17 protein-coding genes are annotated in these 16,141 nt (G+C 52.1%); 12 read left to right on the forward strand and 5 right to left on the reverse strand.

The annotated features are described in order from the left end of the window. Positions 1-7: 7 nt before the first annotated feature. The 3 genes from EBA_RS18845 to EBA_RS18855 are packed head-to-tail and all read left to right on the forward strand — an operon-like array spanning position 8 to position 2,398. Positions 8-856, forward strand: coding sequence for an ATPase (locus tag EBA_RS18845; RefSeq protein WP_192376134.1), 849 nt, complete (start codon positions 8-10; stop codon positions 854-856). A gap of 13 nt (positions 857-869) precedes the next feature. Then, a complete protein-coding gene (gene metA / locus EBA_RS18850; protein ID WP_192376135.1) occupies positions 870-1,934 on the forward strand; it encodes a homoserine O-succinyltransferase MetA in 1,065 nt (354 codons plus the stop codon). Beyond that, a complete protein-coding gene (locus EBA_RS18855; protein ID WP_192376136.1) occupies positions 1,934-2,398 on the forward strand; it encodes a nucleoside deaminase in 465 nt (154 codons plus the stop codon). The genes metA and EBA_RS18855 overlap by 1 nt, the downstream gene beginning before the upstream one ends. Here EBA_RS18855 and EBA_RS18860 read toward each other — a convergent pair. After that, complete coding sequence (locus EBA_RS18860) at positions 2,392-2,838, reverse strand: hypothetical protein (protein WP_192376137.1); 447 nt, start codon at positions 2,836-2,838, stop codon at positions 2,392-2,394. The two genes, EBA_RS18855 and EBA_RS18860, sit on opposite strands and share 7 nt — an antisense overlap. 210 nt (positions 2,839-3,048) lie before the next feature. Here EBA_RS18860 and hslV point away from each other — a divergent pair, with 210 nt between their 5' ends. The 7 genes from hslV (at position 3,049) to EBA_RS18895 (ending at position 9,115) form a co-directional block, all read left to right on the forward strand. Further along, positions 3,049-3,609, forward strand: a complete 561-nt coding sequence (hslV, locus tag EBA_RS18865; protein ID WP_192376138.1) for an ATP-dependent protease subunit HslV — start codon at positions 3,049-3,051, stop codon at positions 3,607-3,609. A 3-nt stretch (positions 3,610-3,612) separates the two neighbouring features. Next, on the forward strand, positions 3,613-4,932 hold the full coding sequence (gene hslU, locus EBA_RS18870; protein ID WP_192376139.1) for an ATP-dependent protease ATPase subunit HslU: 1,320 nt from the start codon (positions 3,613-3,615) through the stop codon (positions 4,930-4,932). A gap of 2 nt (positions 4,933-4,934) precedes the next feature. Then, a complete protein-coding gene (locus EBA_RS18875; protein ID WP_192376140.1) occupies positions 4,935-5,324 on the forward strand; it encodes a gamma-butyrobetaine hydroxylase-like domain-containing protein in 390 nt (129 codons plus the stop codon). 8 nt (positions 5,325-5,332) lie between these two features. After that, positions 5,333-6,082 carry a bifunctional demethylmenaquinone methyltransferase/2-methoxy-6-polyprenyl-1,4-benzoquinol methylase UbiE gene (ubiE, locus tag EBA_RS18880; protein WP_192376141.1) on the forward strand — a complete coding sequence of 250 codons (750 nt, stop codon included), beginning with the start codon at positions 5,333-5,335 and terminating at the stop codon, positions 6,080-6,082. Between the two features lie 9 nt (positions 6,083-6,091). After that, the gene (locus tag EBA_RS18885) at positions 6,092-6,718 is read left to right on the forward strand and encodes a ubiquinone biosynthesis accessory factor UbiJ (protein ID WP_192376142.1); all 627 of its coding nucleotides are present in this window, start codon (positions 6,092-6,094) and stop codon (positions 6,716-6,718) included. Between the two features lie 14 nt (positions 6,719-6,732). After that, positions 6,733-8,301, forward strand: a complete 1,569-nt coding sequence (gene ubiB / locus EBA_RS18890) for a ubiquinone biosynthesis regulatory protein kinase UbiB (protein WP_192376143.1) — start codon at positions 6,733-6,735, stop codon at positions 8,299-8,301. 85 nt (positions 8,302-8,386) lie between these two features. Beyond that, on the forward strand, positions 8,387-9,115 hold the full coding sequence (locus EBA_RS18895; protein ID WP_192376144.1) for a hypothetical protein: 729 nt from the start codon (positions 8,387-8,389) through the stop codon (positions 9,113-9,115). A 939-nt stretch (positions 9,116-10,054) separates the two neighbouring features. Here the strand turns inward: EBA_RS18895 and EBA_RS18900 are convergent. Further along, positions 10,055-10,228: a hypothetical protein gene (locus EBA_RS18900; protein ID WP_192376145.1), complete on the reverse strand. Its 174-nt coding sequence runs from the start codon at positions 10,226-10,228 to the stop codon at positions 10,055-10,057. 146 nt (positions 10,229-10,374) lie between these two features. Then, positions 10,375-11,112: a hypothetical protein gene (locus tag EBA_RS18905; RefSeq protein WP_192376146.1), complete on the reverse strand. Its 738-nt coding sequence runs from the start codon at positions 11,110-11,112 to the stop codon at positions 10,375-10,377. Between the two features lie 465 nt (positions 11,113-11,577). Between EBA_RS18905 and EBA_RS18910 the strand changes: the two genes are divergently transcribed. Both EBA_RS18910 and EBA_RS18915 read left to right on the forward strand, forming a co-directional pair. After that, entirely contained in the window at positions 11,578-13,173 is a 1,596-nt protein-coding gene (locus EBA_RS18910; RefSeq protein WP_192376147.1) for an ExeA family protein, read from the forward strand. A 10-nt stretch (positions 13,174-13,183) separates the two neighbouring features. Continuing rightward, entirely contained in the window at positions 13,184-13,975 is a 792-nt protein-coding gene (locus EBA_RS18915) for a general secretion pathway protein GspB (protein ID WP_192376148.1), read from the forward strand. 77 nt (positions 13,976-14,052) lie between these two features. Here the strand turns inward: EBA_RS18915 and EBA_RS18920 are convergent, their stop codons facing one another. Both EBA_RS18920 and EBA_RS18925 read right to left on the reverse strand, forming a co-directional pair. After that, positions 14,053-15,552, reverse strand: a complete 1,500-nt coding sequence (locus EBA_RS18920) for a DcaP family trimeric outer membrane transporter (RefSeq protein WP_192376149.1) — start codon at positions 15,550-15,552, stop codon at positions 14,053-14,055. A 3-nt stretch (positions 15,553-15,555) separates the two neighbouring features. After that, positions 15,556-16,032, reverse strand: coding sequence for a cytochrome c (locus tag EBA_RS18925; protein WP_192376150.1), 477 nt, complete (start codon positions 16,030-16,032; stop codon positions 15,556-15,558). Between the last annotated feature and the right edge of the window lie 109 nt (positions 16,033-16,141).

Consider the following 16,141-nt stretch of genomic DNA (forward strand, 5'->3'; position numbering starts at 1 on the left):
ATAATTTATGAGAATGACCCCGCAACAATTTCTGGACTGGGAATCCAAGAGCATCACCCTGCTGGCCATGTCCGGCGCCGGCAAAACCACCCTCTCGGCCAAGTTACCCAGAGATAAATGGTTTCATTACTCCGGCGATTACCGCATCGGCACCAAATATCTGGAAGAACCGATTCTGGATAACATCAAACAGCAAGCCATGGGTGTGCCGTTTTTGCGTGATTTGCTCAAGTCCGATTCTATCTACATCTGCAGCAATATTACCGTGGAAAACCTGGCACCCGTATCCAGCTTTCTGGGCAAAATTGGTGATCCGGCGAAAGGCGGCTTGTCGCAAGCCGAATTCAAGCGTCGCCAGGCCTTGCATCACCAAGCCGAAATTGCGGCGATGAATGACGTGCCGGACTTTATCCACAAAGCCGAAGACATATACGGCTACAAGCATTTCATTAACGATGCCGGCGGTAGCGTTTGCGAACTGAATTGCCCGGAGGTCTTGGAAAATCTAGCCAAACACACGCTGATCGTCTACATCAAAATTCCACCGACCTTGGAACAGACCATCATCGACCGCGCCAAGCAAGACCCGAAACCCTTGTATTACCGGCCGGAATTCGTCGATGAAAAACTGACGCAATTCATGGCTGAGCGCGATTACCGCTCTACCGACCAAATTCCACCGGACGAATTCGTCAGTTGGGTGTTTCCGGAATTATTCAAAGCCAGGGTACCGCGCTACGAAGCGATTGCGGCTCAGCACGGCTACACCATCAGCGCCGACGAAACCGCCAAAGTTAATAACGAAGACGACTTTATGCGTCTGATTGCCGAGGCGATTGCCCGGCAACAATCTTGAGACCGTTCTTGCAATGCCGCTAGTTGCTCATACCGCTTTACCCACTTTTCAGCGCCTGCACGAAGAAGGCGAAGAAATCCTCAGCCCGGACCGCGCCAGCCAGCAATCGATTAGAGAATTACACATCGGCTTGCTGAATATCATGCCGGATGCAGCGATGGAGGCTACGGAGCGCCAGTTTTTCCGCTTGGTCGGCGCCTGTAATCAAATCGCCCAGTTTCATGTGCATCCATTTACGATAGAAGGCCTGGAAAGAAGTCCGGAAGCCTGGAAGCATATTCACGACTATTACGAATCCTTCGAGCAAATCAAGCAAGACGGCCTGGATGCCCTCATCATTAGCGGTGCCAACGTCACTCACGATCATTTACAAGAAGAAGGCTTTTGGGGACCTTTGACCGAAGTATTCGAATGGGCTACAAAAAACGTCACCTCGGTGCTGTGTTCCTGTCTGGCCACCCACGCGTTCATTCAGCATCGCTATGGCGTGGAACGCACCCGTCTGCCGGCCAAGCGCTGGGGCGTTTTTTCGCACAAAGTAGTCGATAGACAACATCCCTTGGTGGCAGAAATCAATACCCGCCTGGATGTGCCGCATTCGCGCTTCAACGAAGTATTTCAGCGCGACATGGAAAAACACGGTTTAAAAGTCTTGGTAGCCAGCGAAAGCGCCGGCGTGCATCTGGCCGTCAGTCCGGACGGTTTTCGCATCGTGTTCTTTCAAGGCCACCCGGAATACGACGACATCAGCCTACTTAAAGAATATAAGCGTGAAGTGCTGCGCTATTACCACGGCGAGCGCGACGATTACCCCCCTTATCCCGAGCATTATTTCGATGACGAAGTGCAACGCTTATTAGCCGACTATGCCGAGCACGTCAAAGCAGCCAAACAGGCCGACACAGCGCTAAATGCCATGCCGGAAACGCAGATCATCGAGCATCTGGACATTACCTGGCGCGACTCAGCCAAAGCGGTATTTAACAATTGGCTGGGCAAGGTCTATCAGATCACCAACGAAGATCGCCGCCTGCCGTTTATGGACGGCATCGATCCCAACAATCCGTTGGATTTGTAATGCATGAAGGCTTTCTAAACCAAGCTATCGCCTTGGCCTGTGAGAACATCGCGGTGGGTGGCGGCCCGTTCGGCGCCATTGTGGTGAGAGACGGCGAAATTATTGCCGGCAGTGGCAATCGGGTCACAGCGGATCTAGATCCTACTGCTCACGCGGAAATCGTCGCCATCCGACTGGCCTGCCAAAAACGGGGCGATTTTCAATTAAGCGATTGCTCGCTTTATAGTAGCTGCGAGCCTTGCCCGATGTGTTTGGGCGCCATTTATTGGGCACGACTGCAAGCAGTGTATTATGCCTGCGATCGTGTCGACGCCGCGAAAGCCGGGTTTGACGATAGCTTTATTTATACCGAAATCGACAAACCCACTCAGCAGCGCCGGATTCCCATGCAACAGCTGGCGCTAGAAACCGCCAAGCGTCCCTTCGAGCTCTGGCAAATCAAGAATGACAAAATTCGCTATTGAGCTGGAGCGGGTGCTGCGACCGGTTTAGCGACTTCTTCACCATTAATTTTAAGCAACCAACCATCCTGCCCCAAGCAGCCGCTCTCCAATTTACTTTCCGCAGATTTGGCGGTGACGTGGACGCGGGCAAAACCCGGTGTCAATTGCGGTAACTTGGCCGTTACCAAGTAAAAAGTCTTTTTATCCACCACATTAACTTTCATTTTTTCACCGCGGACAGCGGCGGTAACCGTAAAAGGGTCGGCATTGTGGGAGACATGAAAAGCAATATCGACACCGGCATCGACCTCGGCTTTTTGCTCAGGCACAAAATCCCTGAATTTCGGCCTTTTACACTCTTTCAACTTTTCTTCTTCATCCGGCGATAAGGCCAGCGCCGCACTTGAAAACACCATGGCACTCAGTAAGAACACACCTCTCCAGCGATTTGACAATTTCATGACTAGCTACCCTCTTGTTGTTATTGTAGTGTTGGAAACGCCGGTCAATGCGGCGCATCCTTAAAATACCAGCACTTTGAACTTTAATCAGTTTTCTTGCTTTGTTCAATGTTTGCGCCTTTTAGCTACCGAACTTAGGGTTTTAAACTTCTACCCCATCGCCGCCGAGAACATGTAAAATCGCCGCCTTTCCCTTTTTCATTCACAGACATGACGAATTTCAGAGGCACCACCATTCTTTCCGTCAGACGCGGCGACAAAGTCGTGATCGGCGGCGATGGCCAAGTCACCCTGGGCAACACCGTGATGAAGGGCAATGCCCGCAAAGTCAGACGCCTGTATCACGATAAAGTGATTGCCGGTTTCGCCGGCGCGACTGCCGACGCCTTTACCTTATTCGAACATTTCGAGGGAAAACTGGAAAAACATCGCGGCAATCTGACCCGCGCCGCCGTAGAGATGGCCAAAGATTGGCGCACAGACCGCGCTTTGCGCAAATTGGAAGCCTTATTGATTATCGCCGACAGCAAAACCTCACTGGTGATTTCCGGCACCGGCGACGTCATCGAACCTGAATACGATTTTATTGCCATCGGCTCCGGCGGCGCTTTTGCACAAAGCGCCGCCCGCGCCTTGCTGGAAAACACCGAACTCAGCGCTCGCGACATCGTCGAAAAATCATTGGGGATTGCTGCCGATATTTGCATCTACACCAACCACAATCTGCGCATCGAAGAATTAGACGCCGAACCCCAACCGGCACAAGAGTAAAACATGAGTCAAATGACCCCCAGAGAAATCGTCAGCGAACTGGACAAGCACATCGTCGGCCAAGCCGCCGCCAAACGTTCCGTCGCCATAGCCTTACGTAACCGCTGGCGCCGCAGTCAGGTTGCCGCCGAACTACGCGATGAAATCACCCCGAAAAATATTCTAATGATAGGCCCCACCGGCGTCGGTAAAACCGAAATCGCCCGCCGTCTGGCCCGGCTCGCTAACGCGCCGTTCATCAAAATCGAAGCCACCAAATTTACCGAAGTGGGTTATGTCGGCCGCGATGTGGAATCGATTATTCGCGATTTGATCGATAGCGCCGTGAAAACTACCCGCGTGTCGGCAATGGAACGTGTGCAAAATCGCGCTGCCGATGCCGCCGAAGAAAAAGTATTGGATATTTTACTACCGCGCGCAGAAGGTGGCATGCTCTCGGATACCGAAGAATCGACCCGGCAAAAAATGCGTAAAAAACTGCGCGAAGGCGATTTGAACGATAAGGAAATTCAAATCGACGTCAGCGCACCGGCAGTCGGCGTGGAAATCATGGCCCCGCCAGGCATGGAAGAAATGACCAGCCAACTGCAAGGCATGTTTCAAAACCTGGGCAGCGGTCGCACTAAAACCCGCAAATTAAAAATTAAAGATGCACTGAAACAGTTACAGGAAGAAGAAGCCGGCAAATTGGTCAACGAAGAAGAAATCAAACAAACCGCGTTGGAAGCCGTTGAACAGCACGGCATAGTGTTTTTGGACGAGATCGACAAGATCTGCAAACGCTCGGAAATGGGCGGCGGCGAAGTGTCCCGCGAAGGCGTACAGCGCGATTTGTTGCCTCTGGTGGAAGGCAGCACCGTCACCACCAAATACGGCATGATCAAGACCGATCACATTTTGTTTATCGCGTCCGGCGCGTTTCATTTGACCAAACCGTCGGATTTAATCCCTGAATTGCAAGGCCGTTTCCCGATTAGGGTGGAATTGAATGCCTTGAGTGCGGACGATTTCGTGCGGATTCTGACCGAGCCGGACGCCTCGCTGACCGAACAATACCAGGCTCTGCTGAAAACCGAAGGCGTCGAGGTACAATTCAGCGCCGATGGCATCCAGCGCATCGCCGAACTGGGTTGGCAAGTCAATGAAAAAACCGAAAACATCGGCGCCCGCCGCTTACACACGATTCTGGAAAAACTGTTGGAAGATATTTCCTTCGACGCTCCGGACCTGATCGAAAAGTCCATCAACATCGACGCCGCCTATGTAGACGCGCATTTGATGGAACTGGCCGATGATGAAGACCTTAGCCGCTACATCTTATAATTATGCGCGTAAAAATAACCCCCACTCAGCGAGTTCCAACCGAAATCAAGCTGCACAAGGTTTCGGCGATCCTGGAAATTCATTTCGACGACGAGAGTATTTACGAGCTGCCCAGCGAATACCTGCGCGTGTTCACCCAATCGGCGGAAGCGGTCGGACATGGTCCCGGCCAGGAAACTCTGCAAATCGGCAAGGAAGACGTGACCATTACCGACATCCAGCCGGTGGGCAATTACGCCATCAAACTGGTGTTCAGTGACGGTCACGACACCGGCATTTATAGCTGGGACTTGTTGTACAAGTTGGGTTCGGATTTCCCGCTGCTGTGGTCGAATTATCTGGAAGAACTGAAAGCCGCCGGCCTTAGCCGCCGTTCGCCCTTACACAATTAAACAACATCATGACAAACGACAACACCACCCATTTTGGTTTCAAACAGGTTCCCAAACAGGAAAAAGTCGCGTTGGTGCGTGGCGTGTTCGACTCGGTTGCCAGCCAATACGACGTCATGAACGACTTGATGTCCTTAGGGATACACCGCATCTGGAAGCGGGTAGCCGTGCAACTGGCCAACGTTCGGGAAGGCGATAGCGTACTCGATCTGGCCGGCGGCACCGGCGACTTGACCAAATTGTATGAAAAACGCGTCGGTAAATCCGGCCAAGTTGTCTTGGCCGACATTAACGCCGCGATGCTGCGCACCGGCCGCGACCGGCTGATCGACCATGGTTTGAGCGGCAATATTCGTTATGCTCAAGTCAACGCCGAATGCCTGCCGTTTGCCGACAACAGCTTCGATTGCGTGACCATCGGCTTTGGCTTGCGCAATGTCACCGACAAAGACGCCGCTTTGCGCTCCATGTACCGAGTATTGAAGCCGGGTGGCCGGGTGATCGTCCTGGAGTTTTCCCACCCTATCGACCCGATCACCGAAAAAGTCTACGACTTTTATTCCTTCAAACTACTGCCCAAAATCGGTGCCGTGGTGGCCAAAGACGAAGACAGCTACCGCTATCTGGCCGAATCGATCCGCATGCATCCCAAACAGGACGAACTAAAGCAAATGATGGAAAACGCCGGTCTGGAACGCTGCGAATACTTCAATATGACTCAAGGCATTGTTGCCGTGCACCGCGGCTACAAGTTTTAAACAAGCACTATGCTCAAGCCGCTTTTTATTGCCACACTGGAAGGCGCGCTGAATCGCTATTTGGCGCTGGATGACAACTTGGAGCAATACCTGACGCCGATGGCGGGTAAAGTCATTGCGCTGCATATTTCTTCTTTTGACAGCAATCTCTATCTCTGCCCCACGATAAATAGCATCCAAGTACTCGAAAGCTATCCAGGTTTGGCAGACGCCACGCTGAGTGGCTCTCTGTCGGCACTGGGTTTGATGGGCTTAAGCGCGACACCCATGCGCTCGCTGTTTAAAGGCGAAGTCCGCATTGAAGGCGATACCCAAGTCGCCCGCCGCCTGCAACGCCTGTTTGAAAAACTGGACATCAATCTGGAAAGCAAAATCGCCCGTTATACCGGCGACGCCTTTGCCCAAGGTTTAAGCAAATTGTTCCGCGGCAGCCGCGACTGGACGCAGCACACCCTGACCACCTTTCGTTTGAACCTGGAAGAATTCCTGCAAGAAGAAACTCGCGAGCTACCGGCCAAATCGGAAGCCGAGTTATTTTTCCGCGACATCGACACGTGCCGCAGCGACTGCGACCGCCTCGATGCCCGCCTCGACCGCCTGGAAGCCTCGCTCCAATCAACATCCGCGCCTCAATAACAAGGACCTGCACCGTGATTCGCCCGAAAATTCTGATGCGCCTCATCCACATCAACTGGGTGATGATGTACCACGGCCTGGATGAAATCGTTTTAAAAACCCATCTATTCCGCCCCATCCGCTATATCGCTTTCTTGTCTCCCAACTATTGGACCAGCAAAGCCCGTGAACCGCGCGGTGCGCGGATTCGTAAAACCCTAGAAGACCTGGGGCCGATCTACGTCAAGTTCGGCCAGACCCTGTCCACCCGCAAGGATTTGCTGCCGGAAGACATCGCCGAAGAGTTGGTCAAACTGCAAGATAAAGTGCCACCGTTTTCCGCCGTCACCGCGCGCAAAATCATCGAACAACAGTTGGGGCAATCGATAGAAGAAGCCTTTGCCGAGTTCGATCCGCAACCGCTGGCCTCGGCATCGGTCGCGCAAGTGCATACCGCTACGCTGAACACCGGCGAAAAAGTCATCGTTAAAGTCTTGCGCCCGGACATCGAAGACAAAATCCATTCCGACGTCGGCTTACTCTACGAACTGGCGCGCTTGGCGGAACGCTTCTGGAGCGATGCTCGCCGACTGCGGGCAATGGAAATCGTCGCCGAATTCGAAAAAACCATCCTCGACGAGTTGGATCTGGTGCGCGAAGCCTCCAACGCCAGCGCCATCCGCGCCAATTTCAAGAATTCCGAGATGCTCTACATTCCGGAAATTCACTGGCCGCTAACCCGCCGCAAAGTCTTGGTGATGGAACGCATCTACGGTGTGCCGGTTGGCGACATCGACGCCTTGCGTAAAGGCAATGCCGATTTCAAAAAGTTGGCCGAGCGCGGCGTGGAGATTTTCTTCACCCAGGTATTCCGCGACAATTTCTTCCATGCCGACATGCATCCGGGCAATATTTTTGTGCAATTGCCGGACAAATACCTGGCGGTGGATTTTGGCATCGTCGGCAGCCTGTCCAGCTCGGATCAACGTTATCTGGCCGAAAACTTCCTGGCCTTCTTCAACCACGACTACCGGAAAGTGGCGCAAATGCACATCGAATCCGGTTGGGTGCCGGCGACGACGAGGATCGAAGAATTCGAAGCGGCAATCCGCAGCGTCTGCGAACCGATTTTTGAAAAACCGTTGAAAGACATTTCCTTTGGCTTGTTGCTGCTAAGACTGTTCCAAACCGCCCGCCGCTTCGACATGGTGGTGCAACCGCAATTGGTCTTGCTGCAAAAAACCCTGCTGAACATCGAAGGTCTGGGCCGTCAGCTTTACCCCGATCTGGACTTGTGGCAAACCGCCAAACCCTTCCTGGAAAACTGGTTCAAGGAACGCGTCGGTCCCGGTAAAAAGATCAAAGAGCTACTTGCCAAATTCCCGGAAATCACCGAACAGATTCCGGAAGTCCCCGGCCTCGTATTCCAAGCCTTGCAAAGCGTTGCGCACATGCAGCAGCAACTTCAGCAGCAACAAAAAGACATGCTGGAGCTACGTAAACAACTGAAGCGCAACAATACTCGCACATTGCGGGCTATTCTCAGTGCGGCGGTGTTGATAGCGGCGGCGATAGTGATGCAGTCGCCGTTGTTGGGAGGGTGAGTGGCTGGCTTTCCGATCGACGGCATCTGGTTGGTCACTTGCACAAACTGGAATGATAGAGGGTAATACATCCAAGGAATGTGTTATGACTGATGAATGGATAATAAAGCCAAAGGAATCATGGAGGGAAGAAACTAAAATTTATCATTCACGTTTTGAGGAAATTTCAACAATAAGCACAGATGCAGCAGAAGCCATAAAATCTAACTTTCCTGGTAAATACTGGGGTATGAGTGATAAAAACGAAAAGGCATCAGTTGTAAGTCGTATTGTTATTTATGCAGTTAACGGGTTTTCTTATTCATTAGGTCTTCGCCCCATAATTGAGCAACAATTTAAGCAAGGTCAATTTATGATTGTGCCTTTATCTACCAGATTTTTCTTTGAAATGTGCGGAAGCATTAATTACGCTAAATCATTAATTAGCAAAATCTCCAATAAGGAAAGTGTTGAAAGTGAGCTAAACAAAGTTAACAAGCTTCTTACAGGTGCGAAATCTGAGGTAATGTTGCCTTGGGGTGAGTTAGCTACCGAATCATCTATTAATGTCATGGATTTTGTCAGGTCTCTTGAAAATGAGCATAGTGGAGCAGTGGAGTCATATGGTTTTCTATGTGAGGCATCACATCCCAACTTTGTTCAAAATAGTTATTTTCAAATGGCTGGGCCTCCCGTATCAAATTGGGACAACAAAGAATTTAAGAAACACGGGCATATTTTGCTAAATAAAACCGTAAGTATTTATGAGCAAGCTGTCCATAACTCAGAAAATGATATTCTGAGTATTTTCAAAATGAGTAATGAACTTGTCTAGTCAATAGGCTTTCGTGTTTGGTGTCGCTAACGCGACGGTTGTTTTAATATCGGGTCTCGGCCCGACAGCCGAGATACTTTTCTTTGCTTGTCCAAAGAAAAGTATCCAAAAGAAAAGACACCCGGATGCCACTTATTCCCTGCGCTCCTCGCTTTTGAACGGGGTTGCCGAAAGGGGCTTCCTGCCCCTTCGGCAACGCGCCGCATCCCTGCGGCGCCCCTAACGGGCTGCTCACTCGGTACATCCATGTACCTCGCCCTTCGGGTGCTGCGCATGCAAATCGGCTATCCTGCCGATTTGTCCGTTCAAAAGCTCCGGTGCTCGGCGCGGCATACGGGGAGAAAACCATCCCGATTTTCGGTGGGCCTCTGTAGGTCCGAATAGCGATAGCGTATTCGGACGCATGTTTTACAAAACCATTCCCTCGATTATGCTTCGCTGTTCGGGCGCATGTTGGCAATGCCTTAATAATTTAGGGCGTGTGCTATCTCCCAAAAGGTCCAAACGATGTTTCGCAAACCCTTCGTTCCTCCGAATACGCTATCGCTATTCGGAGCTACACAACTATTCCCCTTAATCCAAAAGAACCGTCAAAGCCCTTTAAGTTCGCGAGGGGTTTTTCCCGTATGCCGCGCCGAGCACCGGAGCTTTTATCGAGAATTGCCCGAAGGGGTGCGGCAAGGATGCCGCACGTCGGCGGAGGGGCTGGGAAGCCCCTTCTGCCGACCCTCGATAAAAGCTTCGGCGCGCAGGAAACAAGCGGCGTCCGGGTGGCGTTTCTTTTGGTGACTTTTCTTTGGCCAAACAAAGAAAAGTTACTCGGCTGTCGGGCCGAGACCCGACATTAAAACATCCGTCGCGTTAGCGACACCTAAGACCAAGCTTTACAAGTCATTCCCCCGATTACGCTTCGCTATTCACAGCTACGCCGCTGTTGCTTCAGAACGGTAGGCGGTCAATGTGATCGTTGATGACTTCGATCAATTGTTGGGTGGCGGCATCCAGCCAATTCAGGTGCTGTTGAATGTCCTCACGGACCGGTTCGCGCGCCACCAGCAAGCGGTTGCTTTCCTGGGTGCGCATGGTTTGTAAGGCGTCCAGGCGCAACGCCAATGTACGTAGCGTAATTTCCGCTTCGTTACGGGGTTGCCAAATAGGGGGATGGCGCTCGGCGCACTTGTGCCCTGGGGGTAGAAATCGGCGATGAGTTTAGCTGCATGGGTCTACGTCCCGGGCTGCAATAGCCCAAGGTCCGATACCTATGAGTCCTTCGGTGGGTAGTGAATAATTGAGGAACCGTTTATGAAAGCCGCGCGCTGAATTTTGTGGTCGTGCCGAACGACGACGAAAGCACGGTTGTCTGAGTTCGTAGCGAACCGTTCCCGTGCGGTTCGTAAACCGCCACATTGATAGTCATTACAGATGTTTGCCCGCATTTCGCGAGGTAGAGTGCAACCTTGTTCTCCCTGATATAGACAAGCGTTGAAATAATGCTGGCTAGGCAAGTAATCAAGGTAAATTTCCACCGCATCGTAAAGTTCCAGCTCAGGCTTTTCAGTCACGAAACGCAATAGCGTTTTATGATCGAGGAATGCGTTGTGAGCTGCTCCATGGAAACAGCAGAAACCCCGACATATAGCGCACACCTGACCGAGTCGCGAGAGCATGGCGGGAGGCGTGTCGGACTGGGGCGGAGCTTCCATAAATTCGTTAGGGATTGTCTCTGTAGTTTCGGAGCTGATTAGTCCGTTTAGAAACTCCGCCAGCATCCGATAATCCTCATGTGTCAACGGGACTAATTTTGGTTCCCAGTGCGGAACAACAGCAATTGGAAAAGTCTCGGACTGGCCAAAATCCAAAGCCTCTGCAGCTTCGGTACGATAGCTAACCAGTTGGTTTTCTAGATGCTTTTCTCGACAGCGCCAGTTACTACAGATGGTTCCTGCGAATTGCTCGTGCCTGCTCAAGGGAGTGTTGCAATAGAGGCAATTAGTCATATGCTTGTTCTATAGATGAAAGGCAGTGCAAGAGAGCAACTAGTGATACGTTGTGTATTTGTTTCAGGTTTAGTTTGCCCAAAATCGGTGAAGTAATCAAACTAGTCAAGCAGCCTGAGTCAAAATCGACTGATGTATCAACACTAAACTGGACACGTAGTTAAGCGGCTTGATGCCGCAATTCGTAGTTGACCGGTGACAGATAGTCCGCAGAAAAACAGGGTCAGGCCTTGCAAAGCCACAACAAGCTCGTAGGGCGATAGCGCAATGCGCCGAATGAACAACACATGGCGCAATGCCCGTTGGTTTTTATGCCCAAGTGGTTAATAGGCTTTCGCGGTTTGTGTCGCTAACGCGACACCTAAAGAGCGATAGCCGCCCGCTCGCCTCGATATAGACTTTTAAGTGCAATTTACCCAGGTTTGAATTAGCATCGCGGCAGAACTGTTTCGGAAGCTCATAACCTTGTATCAGCAATACTTCAATTTCAGCGAATTGCCCTTTTCAATCTCGCCCGATCCGCATTTCATGTACATGAGCGAGCGGCATCAGGAAGGTCTTGCTCATTTGTTGTATGGCATCAACAGGGGCGGCGGTTTCGTCGCTTTAACCGGCGAGGTGGGGACCGGGAAAACCACTCTCTGCCACTGCTTGCTCCAGCAGTTGCCGGATAACGTCGATATTGCCCTGATATTGAACCCCAAACTAACTGCTCTGGAACTGCTGGCAACGATCTGTGACGAATTGGGTATCCGCCACAACAGCATGCCGATAACGGCAAAAAATCTGATCGATGCCATCAATCACTATCTGCTGACCGCGTATGCCAATGGCCGGCGCACGGTTTTGCTAATCGATGAGGCCCAGAACCTAAGCCTGACCGTACTGGAGCAAATCCGGCTATTGACCAATCTGGAAACCAGTAAGGCCAAGTTGCTGCAAATTATTCTGGTCGGCCAACCCGAGTTGAACAAAATGCTGGCACGCCAGGATCTGCGTCAACTCAATCAGCGCATCACCGCTCGCTACCATTTACTGCCGCTTTCGCTCGAAGAGACGCGGGCTTATATTCAGCATCGGCTGAGAGTTTGCAGAGGGAATTATCGTCTGTTTAACCCGATGGCGATTCGCAAGGTCTACCACTATTCGGCAGGCGTGCCGCGCTTGATCAATATTTTATGCGACCGAGCCTTGTTGGGTGCCTATGCGACCAATGCAGGGGTGATTACGCCGGCGATCATTCGCCGGGCGGCTGCGGAAGTGATGGGCCCGGCCCGGTTTATGCCGCAGCGGTATGGCGCGACGGCTTTGGTTTTGTGCTTTGCCGCGGTGATTGGGTTTGAGCTGTGGCGTCCCGCGTTATCCTTGATCAAGCCTGTCAAGCTGGTCGCGACGCAACAAACTGTTATGCCGCAGCCGGTGGCCGCCACGTTAGCAAAACCCAGCCTCAATGAACAACTTGATAATGCGGGACTGACATTGGCGGGTGCGCTGGCCGAAGCGCTGCGAGTTTGGGGGGAATCGGCTCCAGCCGACAAGGTGCCGGACTGCTATGGAGTCGCAGCGCTGGGATTGAGCTGCTTTTCAGGAAAAGCCAGTTGGCAAGAATTGCTGAGCATAGACCGCCCAGCCATTTTAGCGTTTTCCGGCCCTGCCGAGCAAAAGCGCTACGCCTTATTACTCGGTGTCGACCACGACCATGCCGAAATCCGCGTCAAGGATGATACCCGGCGATTTCCGCTCGCCGAGTTGTTGACCATTTGGGACGGCAATTATCTGGTGCTTTGGCGGCCACCACATCCAGGGGTCACGGAAATCGCACCTACTCAGCAATCCGAAGCAGTGTTATGGCTGCGCGAACGGCTGGGGAAGGTCAACGGGAAACCTGCCGGCGACATGGCGTCCCACGTTTTCGATGAAACCCTCAAAGCCGAGTTGATTGCTTTCCAACGCCGGCAACATCTTGCATCCGACGGCATAGCCGGCGCCCGCACCCTGATACATTTGGATAACCAAAGCGGAGCGGCAAATTCGCCCCACTTGGCGATAACCCCGCGCTAACATTATTGATATGTCTTACATCTTAAATGCACTACGCAAATCCGAACGGGAACGGCAAGCCATGCTACCCGACACGGTGACCAATCGCATCACTGTCCCGCAAACACCGGAGCGGCAAAGCCTGACCAAGATCATCGTTTTGCTGGTTGTTTTAAATTTGGCGATTCTGACCTATTTTCTGGCCATCACCTCGTACAAGCCGCAATCGGTAGTTGAGAGTGAACAAGCAACGCCATTGATAGCCAAATCAAACCCGCCACTGTCCCTGGCTAACCCGTCGACACCGGTAAAGATTGCTCCCATTAAACAGCTTGATGAACCGCGAAACCTGACATCGGCACCGGATAAACTCGCCGCCACCAAGAAACAACTGACTGAACCGGTTAAACCGATTGCGGCGCCTCCGCAACCAGTGAAGAAGCCTATCCCAGCGGCAATCGCCGAACCGCAAGTGCCTACCAAACCCAAGAATGTCGCGGAACAGCAATCAATCGATGTGCCTCAAGCCACTGTGAAAACGGATGCTCCCCCGACGGAAAATCCTGCACCAGTCGCCACCGCAAGGCCGCAAAACGATTTACCCACCTTACAAGACTTACCAGCAAACGTGCGCCAGTCATTGCCCGGTCTTCCCATCAATGTGTTTAGCTATTCATCGACACCTGCAGAGCGGTTCGTCATGATAGACATGGTCAAATACGTGCCCGGCCAGACCATCAAAAACGCATTAGAGCTGAAAGAAATAGTGGAAGATGGCATTATCGTTCGCTACCAGGACCAAATATTCAAAATCACCCGGTAGCGATGAGTCATCACTTCTGTCTGTTCACCCCGTTTGTTAGCACTCGCGGGGTAAAACCTTACTTTGCTGCAGTACGACTAGAAACTGTATTTTGCCGAAAACTGCACTCGCTGCAACACACCATCGCGACCATCGATCAACTCCCGCGTCGCGTAAGTGTATTCCACGCCCAACATAGCCTGACTGACCGGGCTCCACAGCAGATTGGCATGCACCGACTGCACTTGGCGGGTTAACACCACATTGGCAAACGTCGGATAATCCGCTTGGGCGAAACCGTAAGTCACGCTGGAACGCCATTGTTTATCCCACCAATGTTGGTATGACAACAGCCCCCCATAGGCATCGACTAGCTCGATAGCACCATGTTGATCGAGCGCCGCGTCGGCGAAGGTATTGTTGTTGGAGACATAGCGCCCGTCGCCTTTGCCGTAATGCGCCATAAAGCGAATATTATCCAAGCCAAAGGTGTTAATCCGTCCGGCCAGATTAACGCCGCCGCCCCAATCAGCTTGTCGATAACCCGTCGTGCTGTTAGTGTAGCGAACCTGTCTGCCGACCGCTGCCAAGGACAGATTACCCCAATCCGGATTCAGATTAAGCCTGGCCATCAAATCCGGGTAACGATCAGCGTTGGGTGTAGTGTAATAAGCGGCATCCAGATTGGGATTGGTACTTTTACTGGAAGAAGTCTCCAGCGCGGAATCAACCCACAACCGCGTGCGCGGTGCCTCCAGCGCCACTTGCCATTCCATCGGCGTACTCAACCAAGTAAAAGGTTCGGTCCATCGCACCAAGGGCTGGCGCAAACTAGTCAGCGCGCCCGCCGAGCCGCCGATATCGAGATTATCCGGCAACGCCGATACGTTCAAAAAAGTTGTATAGGTTTGCCCCGCCAAAAAATGACCGATAGAACCGTAAGCATGCCGCAAGCGTGGCGTATAGGTATAAGTGGCCGGATCGCCGAAAAAGTCAAATTCCAGATAGGTATTGATGTCGCCCCAACTGTTGGTCGGGGTAAACGATTTGAACCACAAGCGGCTTTCCTTGCCGTGAAAGGTAATTTGCCCACGTTCACCGGCCGCACCCACCGGGATTTGTGACATCGCCAGTTGCTGGTCCCCCAACTTGTCACGTCCAGCGCTGACGCTATTGAACATGGTATCCATTTTCACAAACCCGCCCAAACCCACCGAGGTGTCCGTACCGGGAATTTTAAAAGTGCCTTTCACATCGCCAACCGTAACCGCAGGCTTTTCTTTAGCTTTATCGCTAGCTACAGCGGTGCTGGCGGATGCTGTTGCCACCGTTGCCGGCGATGCCGCCGTTACCTGAGCAGTATTGCCAATCGGCGGTTTGCTGGCCGCGACTTGCTCGGCACGGACATGCTGTAACTCCTGCTCCAACTGTTCTATCCTGGCGTTGGAGCGCTCAGCCTGGCTCTGTAACTGCGTGACCTGCTGACTCAAGGCTTTCAGCAAAGCCTTGATGTCTTCATCGGCAGCCTGCGCGGGACTAACCATCCAACAGCACAACAACATCGAAAATATTTTAAGCCATCGTTGCGATTCGCTCATATTCTAACCCCCAAGCTTTCTGAATAAGGCATGACAGGAAGTACAGGTCGTATTGATCTCATGCAGACTGTCCGGAATAGCATCAATGTGATTTTGCTCGGCGAGCTGCTGCAACTGCTGCGATTCTTCCCGCAACTTGCTGGCAAGCGCCAGAAATGCGGCTTGTTCGCTAGCGTTGAGCTGTAAGCCAGGCATCCTGGCGATGATCGTCCCGACGTTAGCCGACAAATTCCGCGCCGCCTCGCCGATTTGCCGAGAGTACTTGCGGCGCTCTACATCCAATTGCTGCTCGGTCATAAACCGCTCCTGCATCAAGCTGTCCATCCTCTCCATCAATTCGCGTAATCGATTGTCGCGCACCGCATGCAGTGCGGGCTGACCGGTCTGGCTGCGGCCGCCTTCTACGTGTGCATGCTGATTGCCGGGACTGGAACAAGCGCTCAATATCAATACTATCGCCGACAGATATAAGGTTTTCATACATTGCACTCCGATTCGATCAATCTTGAATACACGGCAATTAACCGCATCATGGCCAGGTTTAAGTGTACCCGATTCCAGTAGGGATATTTTTTCAGTCGCCGTCTAG

This window comes from Methylomonas albis, from assembly GCF_014850955.1.
GTDB classification, from domain to species: domain Bacteria; phylum Pseudomonadota; class Gammaproteobacteria; order Methylococcales; family Methylomonadaceae; genus Methylomonas; species Methylomonas albis.